The sequence below is a fragment of the Methylobacterium sp. GXF4 genome, from assembly GCF_000272495.1.
In the GTDB taxonomy this organism is placed as follows: domain Bacteria; phylum Pseudomonadota; class Alphaproteobacteria; order Rhizobiales; family Beijerinckiaceae; genus Methylobacterium; species Methylobacterium brachiatum.
On the sequence record NZ_AKFK01000077.1, the window covers coordinates 59,784 to 79,672 of the forward strand.

The following is a 19,889-nucleotide window of genomic DNA, read 5'->3' on the forward strand; positions in this document are numbered from 1 at the left end:
CGGCCCGGTGCGGACTTCCGTCGCCGGTCCGCCTCCGCTAAGGAGACCGCCGGTGCCGCGAGGGGCCGAGAGGTTTCCAGGATCGATCATGGCGGAACACGGGCAGGGCATTCTGGCGGGCAAGCGGGGCCTCGTGCTCGGGGTCGCCAACAACCGCTCGATCGCCTGGGGCATCGCCTCCAGCGCCCGCGCGCACGGGGCCGAACTCGCCTTCACCTACCAGGGTGACGCCCTGCGCAAGCGGGTCGAGCCGCTGGCCAAGGAGCTCGACGCCCACGTCATCGGGCATTGCGACGTGACCGAGGCAGCCACGATCGACGCCGTGTTCGCGGAGGCCGCGCGGGTCTTCCCCGAGGGCATCGACTTCGTCATCCACTGCATCGCCTTCTCGGACAAGGACGAGCTGACCGGCCGCTACCTCGAGACCTCCGAGGAGAACTTCACCAAGTCGCTCCTGGTCTCCTGCTACTCGTTCACCGCGGTGGCCCAGCGCGCCGAGAAGATCATGCGCCCGGGCGGCTCCCTGGTGACGCTGACCTATTACGGCGCCGAGAAATGGATGCCGCATTACAACGTGATGGGCGTGGCCAAGGCGGCGCTCGAAGCCTCGGTGCGCTACCTCGCGGCCGATCTCGGCCCCAAGAATATCCGCGTCAACGCGATCTCGGCCGGCCCGATCAAGACCCTGGCGGCCTCGGGCATCGGTGACTTCCGCTACATTCTGAAGTGGAACGAGTACAACGCCCCTTTGCGCCGGACCGTCACGATCGGCGAGGTCGGCGAGACCGCCGCCTACCTGATCTCCGACATGTCGGCCGGCATGACCGGCGAGATCCTCCACGTGGATGCGGGCTACCACGTCGTCGGCATGAAGAACCCCGAGGCGCCGGACCTGACCCTCGACAAGGATTAGTCGTCTGCGTCGTCAGCGAAATCCCCCGAGAGTCTCAGCCCCTCGATCCAGGTCTCGCCGTCACGCTTGACCACGACCCGCGGCCGGGCGCCGCCATGGCTCGCGATCCCGTCGGCGAGCCGCCCGGAATGGGTGACCAGCCAGATCTGGGTGCGCTGGGCCGCCCGGGCGATCAGCCGGGCCAGCGGGTCCATCAGGTCGGGATGCAGGCTGGTCTCCGGCTCGTTCAACGCGATGAACGGCGGCAGCCGATAGCCGAGCAGGGCGCCCATCAGGGCGAGGTAGCGCAAGGTCCCGTCCGACAATTCCGGAGGGCCGAAGACCCGGTTCGGAAAATCCGGCACCGTCATCCCGAAACGCGCCTCGCGGCCTGGCACCGGCACCACCAGCCTGGCGCCCGGGAACGCCTCGTCCAGGGCCTCGTCGAGATCCGCCATGTCCTGCCGGATATGGGCCAGGGTGGCGAACAGGGCCGCAAGGTCGGACCCGTCCGAGGCGAGCGTCGGCGTCGTCACCGCGAGGCAGGGGCGGCGGAGCGGTGACTCGGCGTCGGTGCGGAAGGCGTGGTGGAAGCGCCACGCCGTCATGGCGAGACGCACCAGGGCGATCTCGGGGTACAGGGTCGCGTCGAGGAAGGTGCCGAGCGCCGTCTCGGTGGGCAGCAACTCCGTGCCGAGCGAGCGCTTGCGCCCGTCCTCGTCCCGGGCGAAGCCGGTCCGGCCGTCGCGGTCGAGGATGACGGCGGTCCGGCCGCCCGTGCGCACCGACAGGCGCTCGGTCTTGACCTGCGGCTCCTGGGCGAAGGCCGCGCCGGTGGGGATGCCGTTGACCTGCGGCACCAGCCCGATCTCGACCGCGTAGGCGAAGTCCTGCCCGGTCCCGTCCTCGTGCAGGGTGGCGGACAGGCGGACCCGCGCGGCCTCCCCCTGCCGCCGACGCCCGGCCCAGAGCGCCGAATCCATCCCGCCCTCCGCGGCGAGCTCCCGGGTGAGCGTCCCCCGGGCTGCGGCCTGCAGCAATTCGAGGCCGCGATAGAGGTTGGTCTTGCCGGTGCCGTTGCCGCCCACGAACACCGACAGGCCGTCCACCGGGAAGCCGATCCGCCGGAGCGAACGGTAGCCCGAGACCGCGACCTCCCGAACCAACAGCATGCGGCACCCCTTCGTTCAGTCCGGGACCTTCAGGTCGGCGATGCCCTTGGCGGCCTTCGGGAATCGCGGGTCCATCGCCTCCAGCGTATCGGCGATCGTGCGGGCAATCACGTAATTGCGGAACCACTTGTGGTTGGCCGGCACCACCAGCCACGGGGCGTGCGGGCTCGAGCATTGCGACAGGGCATCCGAGAAGGCCTGCTGGTAGGCGTCCCAGGATTTCCGCTCGACCAAGTCGGCCGGGTCGAACTTCCAGTGCTTCTCCGGGTCGGCGATCCGGGCCTCCAGGCGCTTCTTCTGCTCGTCCTTGGAGATGTGCAGGAAGAACTTGATCACCACCGTGCCGGATTCGGTGAGCAGACGCTCGAAATCGTTGATCAGCCGGTAGCGACCCTGCCAGACCGCGTCCGGCACGAGGCCCTTCACCCGCACCACGAGGACGTCCTCGTAATGGCTGCGGTTGAACACGCCGATCATGCCGCGCCCCGGCGTCTTGGCGTGGTAGCGCCACAGGAAATCGTGATCGAGCTCGTCGCTCGACGGCACCTTGAACGACGACACCGTGCAGCCCTGCGGGTTCACGCCCTTGAGCACGGCCCGGATCGTCCCGTCCTTGCCGCCGGTATCGATCGCCTGGAACACGAGCAGCAGGCTGCGCGCGCGCTCGGCATAGAGCCGCTCCTGCAGCGCGCTGATGCGCTCGCGCTCCTGGCCGAGGGCGTCCTTGGCCCAGAGCTTGTCGAGGCCGCCATCGGCGTCCGCGTCGAGCGCCGACAGGTCGATCCGCGTCCCGGGCTCGACCGCCACGATCCCCGGGGCGGCCAGGATCGGGATCTGCCGGTGGCTGCCCAGGGCGGCCGGCACCGTCCCGGCGATCGCGTCCGCCGCCCCGGCCCAGACGGCGGTTGAGGGCGCCCGCGCCCGGGCGGCCTGGTGCCGATCCGGGCCGTCTGTCACGCTCCCGTCCTGCGAGTGGCCGGGAAGATGCTTGCCGTGCTTCTTGGACATGGGCAGGACCGTGTTGAGGGGCTTTGCCGACGAACGCGCAGAACGGTTGGCAAGCCCGGCCGTTCCGGGCGCCTGCGCAGCGACAGGATTTTGAGACGGTTGGCCACGATCTATTTCATCCGCCACGGCCAGACCGCCTGGAATGCCGAAGGCCGCCTGCAGGGCAGTCGCGACATCGACCTCAACCCGCAAGGGGAGGCGCAGGCCGTCGCCGTGGCCGAGCGCCTGGCCGCGGTGGCGGGGCCGGGCCTGGCGGAGGCCGAGTTCCTCGCGAGCCCGCTCAAGCGCACCCGGCGGACCATGGAGATTCTGCGCACCACGCTGGGCCTGCCGCCGGGCGCGTACCGGACGGATCCGCGGCTGCGGGAGATCGGCTTCGGCACCTGGGAGGGCTCGACCTGGGCCGAGATCCGCCGCCGCGACCCGGGGGGGGCCTCGGCGCGCGACCGCGAACGCTGGAACCACCGTCCGCCCGGCCTCGGCGGCGAGAGCTACGCCACCCTGGTGGAGCGGGTCGGGCCGGTCCTCGCCGATCTGCAGGGGGATGCCGTGGTGGTGGCCCATGGCGGCGTCGCCCGGGCGGCCCTGGTCGCCCTTGGCCTGCTGGACGTCTACGCCGCGCCGCGCCTCGGCATCCGCCAGGGCGAGGTGCTGGTCCTGGAGCCGACCGGCTGGCGCTGGGCCTGAGCGTCTCGCGCGGGATGCCCGCGGCACGCTCGCGTGCGGTGGAAGACAGCCCGGCGGCCCGTGCGTTTGGTAAGGCGCGCTAAGCCGTCCTTCACCCAGGGTTCAAAGCCGCCTCGATAACGGCATGATCGACTGGCTATAGGGCGGTCGCCACGGTATGCGCCGACCTGTTCGGTCGGCCAGCGGAGCAGCGGATGAGCGACCTCGCCGAGAAGACCCGGTCCGGACCGGCTGCCGAGGCGCGTGAGCGTCCGGCGGACGGGGCGGCCGTGCTGCGCGGCGCGCACCGCCCCGACCTGATCCGCGACGAGGTGCTGGCCGAGATCTTCCTGGCCTCGGCGCGCGCCCGGCCGGAGCATCCCTGCCTGATCGACGGTGCGCGCGTGATCGCGGGCGGCGTCCACCCCAGCCTGACCTATGCCGAGGTCGCCGCCCGGGCCGGGCGGATCGCCGCCGGCCTCGCCCATCGCGGTATCGGCCCCGGCGACATCGTCGGCCTCTGGATGGCCCGCGGTCCCGACCTCCTCGTCGCCCAGATCGGCATCACCCTGTCGGGCGCCGCCTGGCTCCCGTTCGACGCCGAGGCGCCGGCCGACCGGGTCGGGGTCTGTCTGACGGATGCCGCCGCCAAGGCGCTGCTGGTCTCGCCGGCGCTCGCTGCCGCCGCGCCCAGCGCGGCGCCGGCCCTGACCCCGGCCGATCTCGATGCCGCGACGCCCGCGGATGCGCCGGTGCCGGATGCCCGCGCCGCCGGCCTGACGCCGGAGCATCCCGCCTACCTGATCTACACCTCGGGCTCGACCGGCGTGCCCAAGGGCATCGTCATCAGCCACGCCAACATCTGCCACTTCCTCCGGTCGGGGAACGCGCTCTACGGCATGCGCGCCGACGACATCGTGTTCCAGGGCGCCTCGGTCGCCTTCGACCTGTCGATGGAGGAGATCTGGGTCCCGTATCTCGTCGGCGCGACGTTGTTCGTGGCGAGCCCGGCCATGATGGGCGACGTCGAATCCCTGCCGGGCATCCTGGAGGCCGAGCGGATCACGGTGCTCGACACCGTGCCGACCCTGCTGGCGATGATCTCCGGCGACCTGCCGACCGTGCGCCTGGTCCTGCTCGGCGGCGAGGCCTTGCCCGAGCCGCTGGTCGCCCGCTGGGCCACCGGTGCGCGCCAGTTGTTCAACACCTACGGGCCCACCGAGGCGACCGTGGTCGCCACCGCGGCCGAGATGCGCCCGGGCGAGCCGGTGACCATCGGCGGCCCGATCCCGAATTACTCGGTCTATGTCGCGGGCAAGGATCTGAGCCTGCTCGACCGCGACCAGCAGGGCGAGTTGCTGATCGGCGGTCCCGGCGTCGCCCGGGGCTACCTGGCGCGGCCCGAACTCACGGCGGAAAAGTTCATCGCCAACCCGTTCGCCTCGGACGGGACCGACCCGATCCTCTACCGCTCGGGCGACGCGGTCTCGCTCGATGCCGCCGGGCGGATCCTGTTCCACGGCCGCATCGACGACCAGGTGAAGATCCGCGGCTTCCGGGTCGAGCTCGGCGAGATCGAGGCGCGGATCCGCAGCGTGCCCGACATCAACCAGGCCGCCGTGGTGCTGCGCCAGGACGACGGCGTCGACCGGCTCGTCGCCTTCCTGATCCCCGAGCGCGGCCGGACCGTGGACACCGCCACCTTACGCCGGACGCTCGCCGGCCAGATGCCGCCCTACATGGTGCCCGGCCATTTCGAGCTGGCCGAGACCCTGCCGCGCCTGACCTCCGGCAAGGTCGACCGCAAGGCGCTGAAGATCGCCCCGCTCACGGTCGTGTCGGCCGACGGCGAGCAGGAACCCCCGGCCAACGAGACCGAGGCGGCGCTGGTCGCCGCGGCCAAGCAGGTCTTCGGCAACCAGCCGATCCCGTTGGAGGGCGATTTCTTCGCCGATCTCGGCGGGCACTCGCTGCTGGCCGCCCGCTTCGTCTCGGCGGTGCGCGAAGCCCCGGCGCTCGCCGGCATCACCCTGCCGGACGTCTACGCCCTGCGCACCATGCGGGCGATGGCCGACGCGCTGATCGCCCGCACCGGCGGCATGGGCGCGGCGGCCTCGGTCCGCGACCTGAGCTTCGAACCGCCGCCGTTGCTGCGGCGGGCCCTGTGCGGGCTGGCCCAGGCCGTCGCGCTGCCCTTCGTCATCGCGCTGGCCACCGCGCAGTGGCTCGGCATGTTCGTGACCTACCTGCTGCTGACCGGCGGCGGCCTCAGCTTCTTCGCCGAACTGGGTGTGCTGCTGCTCGTCTACATCGCGATCAACGGCGTGACCGCGGTGGTCGCGGTGGCGGGCAAGTGGCTGGTGCTCGGCAAGACCAAGCCCGGCCGCTACCCGCTCTGGGGCGCCTATTACTACCGTTGGTGGCTGGCGCAGCGCCTGGCACCCCTGGTCCACGTGAAGTGGCTCCAGGGCTCGCCGGCGATCTCGGTCTACCTGCGCTTGATGGGGGCCAAGGTCGGCCGCGACGCGCTGATCTCCGACATCGAGATCGGCGCCCCCGACTTGCTCACCATCGGCGACGGCGCGTCGCTCGGCGGCCGGCTGGTCATCGCCAATGCCGAGATCGTCGGCAACGAGCTGGTGATCGGCTCCGTCGAGATCGGTGCGGATGCCGCGATCGGCACCTCCTGCGTGCTCAGCCACGACACGGTGATCGGCGCGCAGGCCGAGATCGCCGACCTCACCACGATCCCGACCGGCACCCGGGTCGGTCCGGCCGAGATCTGGGACGGCTCGCCCGGCCGCAAAGTCGGCCTGGCAAACCCGGCCGAGCTGCCGGCGGCGGCCGAGGCCTCCTTCCCGCGCCGCGCCGCCTTCGCGGCGGCCTATATCGTGCTGCTCGGCGCGATCCCGGCGGTCGGCCTGCTGCCGATCTTCCCGGCCTTCTTCATCTTCGACCAGATCTCGGATTCGCTCTCCGACATCACCGATGTCGACTACCACTGGTACCTGCCGATCCTCACCTGGCCGACCGCCATGCTGATGACCGCCGGCACGGTGCTGCTGATCGCCGGCATCCGCTGGATCGTGCTGCCGCGGACCCGCTCGGGCACCTACTCGGTCCACTCGCTGTTCTACCTGCGCAAGTGGTCGCTGGCGCTCGCCGTCGAGGTGACGCTGGAGACGCTCTCGTCGCTCTTCGCCACCGTCTACATGCGCGCCTGGTACCGGCTGATGGGCGCCAATATGGGCCACGGCGCCGAGATCTCGACCAACCTCGCCGGCCGCTACGACCTCGCCGAGGTCGGCGCGAAGAACTTCATCGCCGACGAGGTCGTGTACGGCGAGGAGGAGATCCGCCGCGGCTGGATGCATCTCGAGCCGGTGCGCACCGGGGCGCGGGTCTTCGTCGGCAACGATGCCGTGGTCCCGCCCGGCGCCGTCATCCCGGACGACGTGCTGATCGGTATCAAGTCGAAGCCGCCGGCCAACGACGCGATGAGCCCCGGCGAGACCTGGTTCGGCTCGCCGCCGATCCGGCTGCCCGCCCGCCAGAAGGTCGATCTCGGATCGAACGCCCAGACCTACGAGCCCGGGATGTGGCCGAAGATCCGGCGCGGCGTGTTCGAGGCGTTCGCGACCTCCTTCTCGCCGATGCTCTACATCACCCTGGCGATCACCGTGATCGACTGGTACTTCTACCCGGCGATCCTGGAGAAGGACTGGACCGGGCTGGCCGTCAGCTTCGTCACCGCCAGCGTCTGCATCGCGCTGATCCAGTCCGCCGCGGTCATCGCGATGAAGTGGCTGCTGATGGGCGTCTACAAGCCCGGCATGCAGCCGATGTGGTCCTGGTGGGCGATGCGCACCGAGGCGATCGCGGTGGCCTATTGGGGCCTCGCCGGCAAGGTGCTGCTCGAGCACCTGCAGGGCACGCCGTTCCTGCCTTGGGCCCTGCGCCTGTTCGGCGTGAAGGTCGGCAAGGGCGTGTGCATGCTCACCACCGACATCACCGAGTTCGACTGCGTGTCGATCGGCGACTACGCCACGATCAACCGCGTTTCCGCGCTGCAGACCCACCTGTACGAGGACCGGATCATGAAGATCGGCCGCGTCGTGGTCGGCCGCGGCGTCTCGGTCGGGTCGTTCGCGACGGTCCTGTACGACACCAAGGTCGGCGACTACGCGCGCCTGCGCCCGCTCACCATCGTGATGAAGGGCGAATCGATCCCCGCCAGCACCGAGTGGGAAGGGGCGCCGGCGGTACCGGTGATCCACGCGGCGCGCGACGCGGGATAGTGTGTCTCGGCCTTGTCCCCACCCATGCCCTCATCGTGACGTGCCCTCCGATCGCCGGGCGCCTCAGGATAGGGGCGCCGGGTCGGAGGGGGCACCAAGCAAGACCAGGCGAGCCTTCGTCGTGGACCGCGACCGGCCCCCAGGAGGGCGGGCCTCGCGCCCGTTCGGTGGCGTCCAGTAGTGCGCAGCATCCATGGCGCATCGGGCCTGAAGAGGCACAGCCGCCCAAGGTCTGGGCGGCCGGACCGGCCTGAGGTGTCCCGCGACATCACAACCGAAGGTTGCTATCGCGCTGAAGTGTAAGCATCGGCGCGGTATTTTCGTCGCTCCGGTGCGAAATGAGCCGGAACGTGCGTTGAGGTCCGGCCAATATCAGATGGCTCGTGCTATCGTCCGAGTCGGAGACTGATAGAACGCCGTGCATCTCGATCCAGCCACCCTGCTGATCGTTAGTTCCGTGATGACCTTGCTGGTCGGCACGCTGTTCGTTCTGTCGTGGCGGCAGGCGCCGGCGTCGCGCGCCCTGGCGCTGTGGGGCGTCGCGCATATTCTCGGTGCCGTCGGCTCCGCCGGCCTCGCCCTGCGCGGCCAGATTCCCGACCTCGTATCCATCGCGCTGTCCAACGCCGTCGTGCTGGCGGCCTATGGGCTGATCTGGAGCGGCGTCCGCTCGTTCGAGGGGCGACCGATCCGGATCGGCCTGGCGCTCGCGGGGGCCGCCATTTGGTGCGTGCTCTGCCTAGTGCCGGCCTTCTACGGATCGATGGAGGCCCGGATCGTGTACGCGTCCGCGGTGGCAGCCCTCTATTCCGCCGATTCGGCCCGCGCGTTCTGGCGCGGCCGCGGCGAGCGCCTCGCCTCGCGGGTGGCGGCCGTGACCACGCTGGGGCTGCACGCCACCTTCTACCTTGTCCGCATCCCGTCGACGCTTCTGGCGCCGCCGCCGCCGAAGCTGAACCCGTTGACCTCGCCCTGGGTGGCGATCCTGTGCTTCGTCACGCTGCTGTTCTCGATCGCCCTGGCCTTCACCTGCATGGCCCTGGTCAAGGAGCGGGCCGAGCGCGAGCAGCGCCTCGCCGCGGCGACGGACCCGCTCACGGGAATCCCCAACCGGCGGGCCTTCGCCGAGGCCGCGGAGGCGGCCCTCGCCACGCGCCGGGACGTGGCGCTGCTGCTGTTCGACCTCGACCGGTTCAAGGCGGTCAACGATGTCCACGGCCACGCGGTCGGCGACGCCGTGCTGGTCGGGTTCTGCACCATGGCGGCCTCCCTGCTGCCCCGGGAGGCGGTGCTCGGCCGGCTGGGCGGCGAGGAATTCGCCTGCCTGCTGCCCGACGTCTCCCCGGCCGAGGCCCTGGCGCGGGCCGAGGAGCTGCGCCGGACCTTCGCGAGCCTGTCGGTCTCGGAACTGCCGGACCTGCAGGTCAGCGTCAGCATCGGGATCGCGCAGGCCCGGGACGGGATCGATTACGAGGCGCTGATGCGTCGGGCCGATGCCGCGCTCTACGTCGCCAAACATGGCGGGCGCGACCGGGTCGCGGTGGCGGAGCGGGTGCAGGCGGCGTAAGCCGGCGCGGTCGGAAACCGGCCGCGGATGCGGTATCGCGGGCCGGATTGGAGACCGGCCATGGACGAGCCCACCCGCATCGATCGCCTGGAGATGCGCCTCACCGAGCAGGACTCGGTCATCGAGGATCTGAACCGCACCGTCACGGAGCAGTGGCGGGTGATCGACCGGCTGGTCCGCCAGGTCGCGGCGCTGCGGGATCAGGTCGAGGAAGCGGCGGCCCGGTCCGCGCCGCGCGGGCCGGAACCGCCGCCGCCGCATTACTGACGGATGTCGGCGCGCCGCTTGCGGCGACGCGCCGGGTCGGGATCAGAAATTGGCCTGCGTGACGAACTTGGTCACCAGATAGGCGTCGAGCGCTTCCGAGCCGCCCTCGCTGCCGTAGCCGGATTCCTTGACGCCGCCGAAGGGCGTCTCCGGCACAGCGAGGCCGTGGTGGTTGATCGAGATCATCCCGCTCTCCACCGTGTTCGCCACCCGCGCGGCCCGCTCGGCCGAGCGCGTATAGGCGTAGGCCGCGAGCCCGTAGGGCAGGCGGTTGGCCTCGGTGAGCGCCTCCTCGTCCTCCGAGAACCGGTTGATCATGGCCACCGGGCCGAACGGCTCCTCGTTCATCATCCGGGCGGTCAGCGGCACCTCGGTGAAGACCGTCGGCTCGAAGAAGTTGCCGCGGTTGCCGATGCGCTTGCCGCCGGCCCGCAGCGACGCCCCGGCCGATTCGGCATCGGCGGTGAGCGCCTCGATCGCCTCCAGGCGGCGCCCGTGGATCAGCGGGCCCATCTTGGTATCGGGGTCGAAGCCGTCGCCGACCTTCAGGCTCTTGGCGTGGCTGGTGAAGCCCTCGACGAACCGGTCGAACACCGAATCGTGGACCAGGAACCGGGTCGGCGAGACGCAGACCTGGCCGGCATTGCGGAACTTCGACGGGGCGAGGACCGAGACGGCCTTCTCAACGTCGGCATCGCCGAACACGATCACCGGGGCGTGGCCGCCGAGCTCCATCGTGGCGCGCTTCATGTGCTCGCCGGCCAGCGCCGCGAGCTTCTTGCCGATCACCGTCGAGCCGGTGAACGAGATCTTGCGGATCACCGGGTGCGGGATCAGGTAGGCCGAGATCGTCCCCGGGTCGCCGTAGACCAGCGACAGGGCGTCGCCCGGGATGCCGGCATCCAGGAAGGCGCGGACCAGGGCGGCGCAGCTCGCCGGCGTGTCCTCGGGGCCCTTGAGGATCACCGTACAGCCGGTGCAGAGTGCCGCCGAGATCTTGCGGACCGCCTGGTTGATCGGGAAGTTCCAGGGGGTGAAGCAGGCCACCGGGCCGACGGGCTCGCGCACCACCGCCTGCAGCACGCCGTCGGCGCGGGCCGGGATGACGCGGCCGTAGGCGCGCTTACCCTCCTCGGCGAACCAGTCGATGATGTCGGCGGCCGCCAGGGTTTCGACCCGCGACTCGGCCAGCGGCTTGCCCTGCTCCTGGGTCATGATCCGGGCGATCTCATCGGCGCGGCTGCGCAGCAGGTCGGCGGCCTTGCGCATCAGCTTGCCGCGCTCGAAGGCCGACACCTTCCGCCAGGCCGGGAAGGCACGGGCGGCCGCGGCCAGGGCCTCGTCGAGATCCGCCGTGGTGGCGACGGCACATTGGCCGATCGTCTCGCCCGTGGCCGGATTCAGGACGCCCAGGGTCTCCCGGTCGGCGCCCGCGCGCCAGCGTCCGGCAATGTGAAGCTCGGTATCCGGATACATCGGTCAATTCCCGCTCGGCCGCATGCTCGGCCGTGGCCGACATGTGGCAACGTGGCGCGGATCGGCAATCCCGCTCGCGGCATGGCTGAGGTCGGATCGGAGCGTTCGCCGCCGGAACCCGGTCAGGCGGCGCGGGAGCGGATGGCCTCGGGGCCCGAGACGATGGTGGCGCTGCCGTGCCGGGCCCGGAGGGTGCCGCCCTTCGGGACGACCTGCCAGCCCTCGCGGCAGCCGTCGATCGGCTCGGACACGACGACGATCCCGCCCGGGCCATCGCGGAAATACAGGCTCGGCGGCCGGCCGTCGCAGGCCCAGCGATAGGCGGTCAGCGTCTCGCCGTCGGTGAGCAGGGCGGTGAAGCGCAGCGGCTCCGAGACGCCCGCCTCCTTCATCAGGCCGCGGACCGTCTCCAGGGTGCGGGCCATGGCGCCGACCGGGTCCTGCTCGAGCCCGTTGGCCAGGGCCAGCAGGAAGATCGCCTCGGAATCGGTGCTGCCGCGCCGATGATCGTAGAACGTGTCCGGGATCAGCGCTTCCAGCCGCCGCTTGATGCGGTGGTAGCCGCCGATCTGGCCGTTATGCATGAACAGGTGCCGCCCGTAGACGAACGGATGGCAATTCGCCCGGGCCGTGGCGGTGCCGGTCGAGGCGCGGACATGGGCGAAGAAGGTCCGCGCGCGCACCTGGCCGCACAGGTTGGTCAGGTTCTCGTCCGACCAGGCCGGGGAGATGTCGCGATAGACGCCGGGCTCCGGGCGCTCGCCGTACCAGCCGATGCCGAACCCGTCGCCGTTGGTCTCGGTCTTCCCCTCGTCGGCGTGCAGGGATTGGTGCACCAGCGAATGCGTCGGCGCGCAGACCAGGTCCGAGAGAAAGACCGGCTCACCGCTATAGGCGAGGAAACGGCACATGTCGGACGTCGATCCTTCTGTGGTCCGTGCGCGATCCGCTGAAGGTCACCCCCGGAACGGAACGGGTGCCCGCGAATGAGATTAACAGTCGGTCCACACGGGTGAACAGTTTCTTAACCGCGACCCAGCTGCGCCATTTTCGGGCGATCCGAGCAAAAATGGCGCCGCTTGATCGCGGAGCGGGCAAGAACGGCTCGACCACGGGGACACTTGTGAGCCGGCTCCTCGCAGGTCACCATGGCCGAATCGGGGAATCAGCGGTCCATCAATGAGGCCGCGACCCGTCGAGGGGTCGAACGCAAACCAGAACAGGAGATTTACATGGATCGCGCACAGCCCGAGTGTTCCGCCCCCGTGGCCCTTGTCGTGGAGGACGACGCGGCGGTGCGCGACCTCGCGACCGCGGTCCTGGAAGAGAGCGATCTCGGCGTGATTGCCTGCGAGAGCGCCGAGGCCGCGCTCTCGGTGCTGGAGCGGTCCGACGTCACCGTGGCGCTGCTGTTCGCCGATATCCGCTTGCCGGGCGCCATGGACGGCGTGTCGCTGGCGCAGGCGGTCGAGCGCCGCTGGCCGGACGTGCGCGTGGTCGTCACCTCCGGGGCGAGCCGCGACGAACGCCTGCCCAATCAGGCGGTCTACATGCAGAAGCCCTGGCGGGCGCTCGACGTGCTGGTCCAGGCCGAGCACGCCACGATGGCCGCCAAGGCGGCCTGAAACGGGGGTGCGGCGCGCCTCCTCCCGATGAGGGGAGGGGGCCGCGTATCCGGGCTCCGCGGAGGCTCTGTCCCGGCGAAGATGCGCGAGTTGCGATTCTGCTCAGCCGCACACGATGGTTGCCGGCAGTGGGTTGCAGCCTCTTCTGCCGTCATTGCGAGCGCAGCGAAGCAACCCAGCGAAACGCCACGTTCGGGAAGCGCGCGCAGCCCTGGGTTGCTTCGCTGCGCTCGCTATGACGGAGCTCGGCAACGAACGGGAGGCTGATGGGTATCCGTAGCTGTGGCCGCGCCCGGAACCCTCACGCTCCAAGCGATGATCGAACGCAAAAAGCCCGGCCGCTCGCGCGGTCCGGGCTCCTACCGTTCGGGGACGAACGTCTTAGGCGACGGGCGCCGGGTTCACCGGAACCTGGCCGGCGGCGTTGCCGCCCTGCGGGCCGGCGGCGGACGGCGACGGGAAGCCGGGGCGGCGGCTGCCGGCCGGGAAACGGGGCTTCGGCTTCGGAGCGGCGATCAGACCCTCGCGGATCGCGGTTTTGCGCGCCTGCTTGCGGGCGCGGCGGACGGCTTCCGCCTTCTCGCGCGCCTTGCGGACGGACGGCTTCTCATAAGCCTTGCGCTGCTTCATCTCACGGAAGATGCCTTCACGCTGCATCTTCTTCTTGAGGACGCGGAGCGCCTGATCGACGTTGTTATCGCGAACGAGTACCTGCAACGGACTTGATCCTCTGGACCTGGATTTGGGGCTCGCGCAGCCCGCCGCCGATCTGGAAACCGGCAACGTCCCTCGCCCGGGAGAACCCGGGAGGGACGGGAACGTCGGTTTCCGAATCGGCGTGGAGCCCACGCCTTGGCGCGCCTTCTACACCAAGCGCGAACCAGTTCCAACATCTTCGCGGCAGCGATCTTCGCCGTGGCGGTCTCGAAACCGCTGGCGGCGAGTCGGATACCGGTTCCACGCGCACCAGCCCTGCTCCGCCTCGATTTGGCGCCGAGCCCGATTGCAACGCGATCGGACGCGGATCTAGGCTGTGCCCATGCAACACGACGACTCGCAGCAATTCGCCAGTGACAACTACTCCGGCATCTGCCCGGAGGCGTGGTCCGCCATGGAGGCGGCCAATCGCGGCCACGCGCCGGCCTATGGCGAGGATGCCTGGACGGCCCGGGCCGCGGACGCGTTCCGCCGCCTGTTCGAGACCGAGTGCGAGGTGTTCTTCGCCTTCAACGGCACCGCCGCGAACGCCCTCGCTTTGGCCGCCCTGTGCCAATCCTACCACAGCGTGATCTGCGCCGATTCGGCCCATGTCGAGACCGACGAGTGCGGGGCGCCGGAATTCTTCTCCAACGGCTCCAAGCTGCTCACAGCGCGCACCGAGGGCGGCAAGCTCACCCCGGAGGCGATCCGTGGGCTCGCCACCAACCGCAGCGACATCCACTTCCCGCGCCCGCGGGTGGTCACGATCACCCAGCCGACCGAGACCGGGCAGGTCTACACGCTGGCCGAGCTGCGGGCGCTGTCGGCCACCTGCCGGGACCTCGGCCTCGCCCTGCACATGGACGGCTCGCGCTTCGCCAATGCCTGCGCCAGCCTTGGATGCAGCCCCGCCGACATGACCTGGCGGGCCGGGATCGACGTGCTGTGCTTCGGCGGCACCAAGAACGGCATGCATGCCGGCGAGGCGGTGGTGTTCTTCGACCCCAAGCTCGCCGAGGATTTCGGCTTCCGGTGCAAGCAGGCCGGCCAGCTCGCCTCGAAGATGCGCTTCCTGTCCGCCCCCTGGGTCGGCATGCTGGAGAGCGGCGCCTGGCTGCGGAACGGCGCCCACGGCAATGCCTGCGCCCGGCGCTTCGCCGATGCCGTCGCCGGGCTCCCGGGGATCCGCGCGCTGTTTCCCGTCGAGGCCAACGCCGTCTTCCTGGCGATGCCGGCCGTGACCATGGAGCGGCTTCGGGCGCGGGGCTGGCGGTTCTACACCTTCATCGGCGGCGGGGCGCGGTTCATGTTCGCCTGGGATGCCGAGACCGCGCGCGTCGACGCCCTCGTGGCCGACCTGCGCGCCCTGGCGGCCGAGGCCGCCTGAGGCCGGGTTTCCGACCAGCTCGGCCCTTGGGCGGTTGATCGGCGCGGGGCCCTGACGGCGGCCGCTCAGATCAGCCCGAGATCGGCAGGCTCGGCGCCGGAGAAGACCCGGTGGAGGCTCGCCTGGTCCAGGCCGTAGAGGCGCTGGAGCAGGCCGCCGAGCAGGGCGCGGTAGTTGGTGAGCACCGGGTAATCCCGGTTCTGGAACAGATGCGCCGCGTCGGCGCGCACCTGCGGTCCGACGATGCGGCCGCCCCGGATTCCGCCGCCCAGCACCCAGTAGACGCTGCCATGGCCGTGATCGGTGCCGCGGTTTCCGTTCTCTCGGAAGGTGCGGCCGAACTCGGACAGCACCACCACGACGGTCTCGGACCAGCCCGGCCCGATCTCCTCGACGAAGCCCGCCAGGCCCCGGCCCAGCTCGCCGAGCCTGTCGGCGAGATAGCCGGTGCCGGCGCCCTGGTTCACGTGGGTGTCCCAGCCGCCGACATCGACGAAGCCGAGGTTGAAGGTCTCGCGCATCAGCCGGCCGATGCGCCGCGCCGAGAGCTCGAAGCCCTTCGGCGAGACCGCGCCGCGATCGGCCTGTCCGGCATGGTCCGAGATCGTGTTGTAGACCGCGTCGCGCACGCGAAACCCCTCGGCCACGGCGCCGGCCAGCTTGGTGTCGCCGTACATGGCGGCGATCAGCCTGGCCTGCCGGGCATCGAGACCCGGCTTGGCGACACCGTTGATGGCGACGTTCGGCACGGTCTCGCCGCCCCGGAAGATCAGCGGCATCTGCTCCGTGAAGGCGATCGGCCGGACCCGGGTCAGCTCCGCGGCGAGCCGCGCCATGAAACCGGAATTGTAGTCGCGGGTGGCGCCGACCGTCTGGCCGAGCTCGATCGTGTCCTGGGTCTCAAAATGGCTGCGGGTCAGGTCGTCGGTGCCGGCGAAAGGCACGAAGGCCGCCTGGCCCTTGGCGTAGAGCGGCAGGATCGTGTCGCGCAGCGCCGGGTGGAGCCCCCAATCGGCGTCGAGCGCCAGCGCGGCGTTCGGATTGCCGGGATCGGGCCTGGCCACGGCGAGGTTGGGCCGCGCCTGGTAGTAGAACGCGCTGCCGGTGGGGATCACCACGTTGGCCGCGTCGTAGGCCCCGCGCAGGAACACGACCAGCAGGCGGGCATCCGCCTTCGGGGCCGCCCAGACGCGGCCGGCCACGGTCGTGAGGCCGAGGGCCGTGGTGGCGCGGAGAAGGTCACGGCGATTCATCGCATGAACTCCGGCGAGGCGAGGTAGAGTGTGTTCCAGTCCTGCGGCGAGACCGCCTGGGCCAGCGCGCCCTTCGTGGATGCGCTCAGCGTCCCGGACAGCGTCGAGAAGTAGAGGGCGTTGGCGAGGACCGGGAAGGCCGGCTCCTCGGGCCGGTCCGGGGCGGCCGGCTTGAACAATCCGGCCGGGCCGGAGCCGATCTGGCGGGCGATCTCGAACCGGGTGGTGAGCTGGCCGGGCCCGCTCCAGGCGGCGGCGTCGAGGGCGTAGCCGTCCGGCGTCGAGCGGTTGAACAGGCCCTCGCCGAGGCGGTTCAGCCAGCCGAGCACCGGGCCGGTGTTGAGGATCACCCGCTCGTCATAGGCCATCCGCAGGGCCGAGAAGACGTAGCGCACCGGATCCTTGAAGGCGCTGGTCTGCGCCGTCGCGAAGGCGGGATCGCGGATCAGGGCGTCCATCACGGCGGCGATGTGGCCGTCAGTGCGGGTGAAGATCGCCGCCAGCCGGGCCACCAGCGCGTCGTCCGGCGCCTGGCCCATAACGTAGGTGGCGAGCGCCCGGGAGACGCTGGAGGCGGTGGCGGGGTGCCGGGCGATCAGGTCGAGCGCCTCCTCGACCTCGGGCCAGCCGCGGCCGCGGATGCGCGTGCCCAGAAAGGTCTTGTCGCCGTAATCGTGCCGGTTCGGGTTGAATTCGAACAGGCCGTCCCGGATGAAGTCGGCGGCGTGCTCGGGGCGGAGCTTGGGCGATTCGGGCTTCAGGTCGATCCCGACCCCGGTGAGGATCCGCGCGAGGGCCTCGACATCGGCCTGGCTGTAGCCGGAGCCGACGCCCATCGTGTGCAACTCCATGATCTCGCGGGCGTAATTCTCGTTGATGTGGCCCGCCGCGTTGGCGTCGTTGTCGAGGTAGCGCAGCATCGCGGGGTGACGCAGGCTCGCCATCAGCAGGTCGCGGAACCGTCCGAGGACGTGGGGGCGGATCGCCGTGTCGACGTAGTCGCCCACCGCGGCGCGCAGGGTCGACTTGCCCTGGTGGACGTTGAGGCGGTTGAACCAGAACCAGGTCAGCCGTTCGCGCAGCTGGTCCGGGCTGTAGAGGGCGCGCAGCACCCAGGCGGAGGCGGCGTTCCGGGCGGCATCGTTCAGCGCGGCCTGGAACGCGCTCTGGGCGGCCTTGCGGGCCTCCGGATCGGCCAAGTCCTTGCCGGCCTTGGATTGCGCCTCGAGGGATCGGGCGCGTTCGAGCAGCGTTCCCGGGGGCGTCAGCGCGTCGACCTGCGCCTGTGCGGCCGGCGGCAGGCGGGGCTCGGCCGGCGGGTGGAGCTGCGCCTGCAGCCAGCGGGCGCGGCCGTCCCGGCGCAGCTGCGCGAAGGCAGACGGGGTGGCACCCCAGGTCAGGGCGTCGAGGAACGCGACATCGGCGGCCGGCGACGGGCCGGTCTGCGCGGCGAGCGGCCCGGCGGCCATCAGCATCGCCGCGAAGGCCACGCGAAGGGACAGCTGTGCGGTGCGCATCATCGGTGCTCTCGCCGAAGAATTGGTCGCCCGGTCGAGCCTGATCCGGCGCGCCTGTACCGCAGATTAAGGGCTCCGGCGGCGGTTCTTTGCCAAGGCCGGGGCTTGCCGCTACACGATCCGGAGACCTTCGCCCGTGACGGCACCGCCGGGCGACGCCCCTCACGTTTTGCCGACCCAGAGCGTTCGCTCCATGCTGATGCAGACCAAGTCCGAAGCGAAGCCGGCCGATCCGGTTGCGCGGCGGCGCACCTTCGCGATCATCTCGCACCCGGATGCGGGCAAGACCACGCTGACCGAGAAGCTGCTGCTGTTCGGCGGCGCGATCCAGCTCGCCGGCGAGGTCAAGGCCAAACGCAACCGGGTCTCGACCCGGTCCGACTGGATGGGCATCGAGAAGGAGCGCGGCATCTCGGTGGTCACCTCGGTGATGACCTTCGAGTACGGCGACTGCGTCTTCAACCTGCTCGACACGCCGGGCCACGAGGACTTCTCCGAGGACACCTACCGGACGCTGACCGCGGTCGATTCGGCCGTGATGGTGATCGACGCCGCGAAGGGCATCGAGGCGCGCACGCGCAAGCTGTTCGAGGTCTGCCGGCTGCGCGACATCCCGATCGTCACCTTCGTCAACAAGCTCGACCGCGAGGCCCGCGACCCGTTCGAGCTGCTTGACGAGATCGAGAAGACGCTGGCGCTGGACGTCGCGCCGGTGACCTGGCCGATCGGCACCGGCCGCAACTTCTCCGGGACCTACGAGCTCGGCGGCAACCGCGTGCGCCGGCTCGACGCCGCCGAGGATGCCGGCATGGTCGCGGTGTCGGGCCCCCAGGACCCGCTGTTCGACGAGCTGCTCACCGAGAACGGCGCCGCCGATGCGTGGCGCGAGGAGGTGGAGCTAGCCGAGGGCGGGCTCAAGCCGTTCGATCTCGACGCGTTCCGCGAGGGCCACCTGACGCCGGTGTTCTTCGGCTCGGCGCTGCGCAATTTCGGCGTGCGCGACCTCATCGACGGCCTCGCCAAGGTGGCGCCGCCGCCACGCGGCCAGGATGCCGACAAGCGCCTGGTCGAGCCGACCGAGCCGCGCATGACCGGCTTCGTGTTCAAGATCCAGGCGAACATGGACCCGAACCACCGGGACCGGATCGCCTTCATGCGGGTCTGCTCGGGCAAGCTCAGCCGGGGCATGAAGGCCCGGCTGGTGCGCACCGGCAAGCCGATCTCGCTCTCGGCGCCGCAATTCTTCTTCGCGCAGGACCGCGCCATCGCGGACGAGGCGTTCGCCGGCGACGTGGTCGGCATCCCGAACCACGGCACCCTGCGGATCGGCGACACGCTCACCGAGGGCGAGGATCTGCTGTTCCGCGGCGTGCCGAGCTTCGCCCCGGAAATCCTCCGGCGGATCAAGCTCACCGACGCCATGAAGGCCAAGAAGCTGCGCGAGGCGCTCCAGCAGATGGGCGAGGAGGGCGTCGTCCAGGTGTTCGTGCCCCAGGACGGCAGCCAGGCGATCGTCGGCGTGGTGGGCGCGCTCCAGCTCGACGTGCTGAAGGAGCGCCTCCAGGCCGAGTACGGCCTGCCGGTGGATTACGAGACCTCGCGCTTCTCGGTCTGCCGCTGGGTGTCCTCGGATTCCGAGGTCGAGCTCGACAAGTTCGTGGACAGCCACGGCTCGGCCATGGCCAAGGACCTCGACGGCGCGCCGGTCTTCATGGCGACCACGGCGTTCTCGCTCCGCTACGAGGAGGAGCGCTACCCGGCGGTGCGCTTCACCGACGTGAAGGATTACCAGAAGCGGGCGGCGTGATTCCTTTGGGGTGGGGGCGTCTCGCTTCCCCCTCAGGTCGGCGATGATCGGACACGGCGACCTGTGATCTGCGGCGCGTATCCGTATCGCCGCTGTCACCGGATCACTCCCACCAACCCTCCTGGTCCTGCGGTGCCCGCGTCGGCGGGCCTCGACGGAGGCCTCCGGCCAGCCGTGGGATTCCGGGAGGCGTCCTCCCCGGCTGCGGCGCCGCAGCTCGGAATCACGGGATTGGTCCGGATAAGCCGCCGGTGC

The 19,889-nt window shown here is 70.5% G+C and carries 15 protein-coding genes; 8 read left to right on the forward strand and 7 right to left on the reverse strand.

Features of this window, described 5'->3' with window-relative positions; all coding sequences use genetic code 11:
- Positions 1-88 precede the first annotated feature (88 nt).
- Positions 89-913: an enoyl-ACP reductase FabI gene (fabI, locus tag WYO_RS21385; protein WP_007566382.1), complete on the forward strand. Its 825-nt coding sequence runs from the start codon at positions 89-91 to the stop codon at positions 911-913.
- On the opposite strand, the gene WYO_RS21390 is transcribed toward fabI, so the two are convergent.
- Positions 910-2,064, reverse strand: coding sequence for an AAA family ATPase (locus WYO_RS21390; RefSeq protein WP_007566383.1), 1,155 nt, complete (start codon positions 2,062-2,064; stop codon positions 910-912). The two genes, fabI and WYO_RS21390, sit on opposite strands and share 4 nt — an antisense overlap.
- 15 nt (positions 2,065-2,079) lie before the next feature.
- Positions 2,080-3,072, reverse strand: a complete 993-nt coding sequence (locus WYO_RS21395; protein ID WP_007566385.1) for a polyphosphate kinase 2 family protein — start codon at positions 3,070-3,072, stop codon at positions 2,080-2,082.
- A 99-nt stretch (positions 3,073-3,171) separates the two neighbouring features.
- Here WYO_RS21395 and WYO_RS21400 point away from each other — a divergent pair, with 99 nt between their 5' ends.
- From WYO_RS21400 to WYO_RS21415, 4 genes are all read left to right on the forward strand, one after another.
- Positions 3,172-3,759, forward strand: a complete 588-nt coding sequence (locus WYO_RS21400) for a histidine phosphatase family protein (protein ID WP_007566387.1) — start codon at positions 3,172-3,174, stop codon at positions 3,757-3,759.
- Positions 3,760-3,953: 194 nt separating this feature from the next.
- Positions 3,954-8,036: a Pls/PosA family non-ribosomal peptide synthetase gene (locus WYO_RS21405; RefSeq protein WP_007566390.1), complete on the forward strand. Its 4,083-nt coding sequence runs from the start codon at positions 3,954-3,956 to the stop codon at positions 8,034-8,036.
- A 418-nt stretch (positions 8,037-8,454) separates the two neighbouring features.
- A complete protein-coding gene (locus WYO_RS21410; protein ID WP_007566392.1) occupies positions 8,455-9,603 on the forward strand; it encodes a GGDEF domain-containing protein in 1,149 nt (382 codons plus the stop codon).
- A gap of 60 nt (positions 9,604-9,663) precedes the next feature.
- Positions 9,664-9,870 carry a SlyX family protein gene (locus WYO_RS21415; protein WP_007566394.1) on the forward strand — a complete coding sequence of 69 codons (207 nt, stop codon included), beginning with the start codon at positions 9,664-9,666 and terminating at the stop codon, positions 9,868-9,870.
- Positions 9,871-9,912: 42 nt separating this feature from the next.
- On the opposite strand, the gene WYO_RS21420 is transcribed toward WYO_RS21415, so the two are convergent.
- Together WYO_RS21420 and WYO_RS21425 are read right to left on the reverse strand one after the other, a co-directional pair.
- Positions 9,913-11,346 (reverse strand): NAD-dependent succinate-semialdehyde dehydrogenase, encoded by a 1,434-nt coding sequence (locus tag WYO_RS21420; RefSeq protein ID WP_007566397.1) that lies wholly within the window; start codon positions 11,344-11,346, stop codon positions 9,913-9,915.
- Positions 11,347-11,468: 122 nt separating this feature from the next.
- Positions 11,469-12,257: a class II glutamine amidotransferase gene (locus WYO_RS21425; protein ID WP_007566399.1), complete on the reverse strand. Its 789-nt coding sequence runs from the start codon at positions 12,255-12,257 to the stop codon at positions 11,469-11,471.
- A 321-nt stretch (positions 12,258-12,578) separates the two neighbouring features.
- Between WYO_RS21425 and WYO_RS21430 the strand changes: the two genes are divergently transcribed.
- Complete coding sequence (locus WYO_RS21430) at positions 12,579-12,971, forward strand: response regulator (protein ID WP_007566401.1); 393 nt, start codon at positions 12,579-12,581, stop codon at positions 12,969-12,971.
- A gap of 381 nt (positions 12,972-13,352) precedes the next feature.
- Here WYO_RS21430 and rpsU read toward each other — a convergent pair whose 3' ends face one another.
- Positions 13,353-13,688 (reverse strand): 30S ribosomal protein S21, encoded by a 336-nt coding sequence (gene rpsU / locus WYO_RS21435; protein ID WP_007566403.1) that lies wholly within the window; start codon positions 13,686-13,688, stop codon positions 13,353-13,355.
- 322 nt (positions 13,689-14,010) lie between these two features.
- Between rpsU and WYO_RS21440 the strand changes: the two genes are divergently transcribed.
- The gene (locus WYO_RS21440) at positions 14,011-15,057 is read left to right on the forward strand and encodes a low specificity L-threonine aldolase (protein WP_007566405.1); all 1,047 of its coding nucleotides are present in this window, start codon (positions 14,011-14,013) and stop codon (positions 15,055-15,057) included.
- Positions 15,058-15,122: 65 nt separating this feature from the next.
- On the opposite strand, the gene WYO_RS21445 is transcribed toward WYO_RS21440, so the two are convergent.
- Together WYO_RS21445 and WYO_RS21450 are read right to left on the reverse strand one after the other, a co-directional pair.
- On the reverse strand, positions 15,123-16,310 hold the full coding sequence (locus WYO_RS21445; protein WP_007566407.1) for a DUF1501 domain-containing protein: 1,188 nt from the start codon (positions 16,308-16,310) through the stop codon (positions 15,123-15,125).
- Positions 16,307-17,830 (reverse strand): DUF1800 domain-containing protein, encoded by a 1,524-nt coding sequence (locus tag WYO_RS21450; RefSeq protein WP_007566409.1) that lies wholly within the window; start codon positions 17,828-17,830, stop codon positions 16,307-16,309. Before WYO_RS21450 ends, WYO_RS21445 begins: the two co-directional genes overlap by 4 nt.
- Before the next feature lie 190 nt (positions 17,831-18,020).
- Here WYO_RS21450 and WYO_RS21455 point away from each other — a divergent pair, with 190 nt between their 5' ends.
- On the forward strand, positions 18,021-19,634 hold the full coding sequence (locus tag WYO_RS21455; RefSeq protein ID WP_007566411.1) for a peptide chain release factor 3: 1,614 nt from the start codon (positions 18,021-18,023) through the stop codon (positions 19,632-19,634).
- Positions 19,635-19,889 lie beyond the last annotated feature (255 nt).

Coding starts and splice junctions, on each gene's coding strand:
- fabI (WP_007566382.1), top strand. CDS start 89: ATGGCGGAACACGGGCAGGGCATTCTGGCGGGCAAGCGGGGCCTCGTG.
- WYO_RS21390 (WP_007566383.1), bottom strand. CDS start 2,064: ATGCTGTTGGTTCGGGAGGTCGCGGTCTCGGGCTACCGTTCGCTCCGG.
- WYO_RS21395 (WP_007566385.1), bottom strand. CDS start 3,072: ATGTCCAAGAAGCACGGCAAGCATCTTCCCGGCCACTCGCAGGACGGG.
- WYO_RS21405 (WP_007566390.1), top strand. CDS start 3,954: ATGAGCGACCTCGCCGAGAAGACCCGGTCCGGACCGGCTGCCGAGGCG.
- WYO_RS21415 (WP_007566394.1), top strand. CDS start 9,664: ATGGACGAGCCCACCCGCATCGATCGCCTGGAGATGCGCCTCACCGAG.
- WYO_RS21420 (WP_007566397.1), bottom strand. CDS start 11,346: ATGTATCCGGATACCGAGCTTCACATTGCCGGACGCTGGCGCGCGGGC.
- WYO_RS21425 (WP_007566399.1), bottom strand. CDS start 12,257: ATGTGCCGTTTCCTCGCCTATAGCGGTGAGCCGGTCTTTCTCTCGGAC.
- WYO_RS21430 (WP_007566401.1), top strand. CDS start 12,579: ATGGATCGCGCACAGCCCGAGTGTTCCGCCCCCGTGGCCCTTGTCGTG.
- WYO_RS21440 (WP_007566405.1), top strand. CDS start 14,011: ATGCAACACGACGACTCGCAGCAATTCGCCAGTGACAACTACTCCGGC.
- WYO_RS21445 (WP_007566407.1), bottom strand. CDS start 16,310: ATGAATCGCCGTGACCTTCTCCGCGCCACCACGGCCCTCGGCCTCACG.
- WYO_RS21450 (WP_007566409.1), bottom strand. CDS start 17,830: ATGATGCGCACCGCACAGCTGTCCCTTCGCGTGGCCTTCGCGGCGATG.
- WYO_RS21455 (WP_007566411.1), top strand. CDS start 18,021: ATGCTGATGCAGACCAAGTCCGAAGCGAAGCCGGCCGATCCGGTTGCG.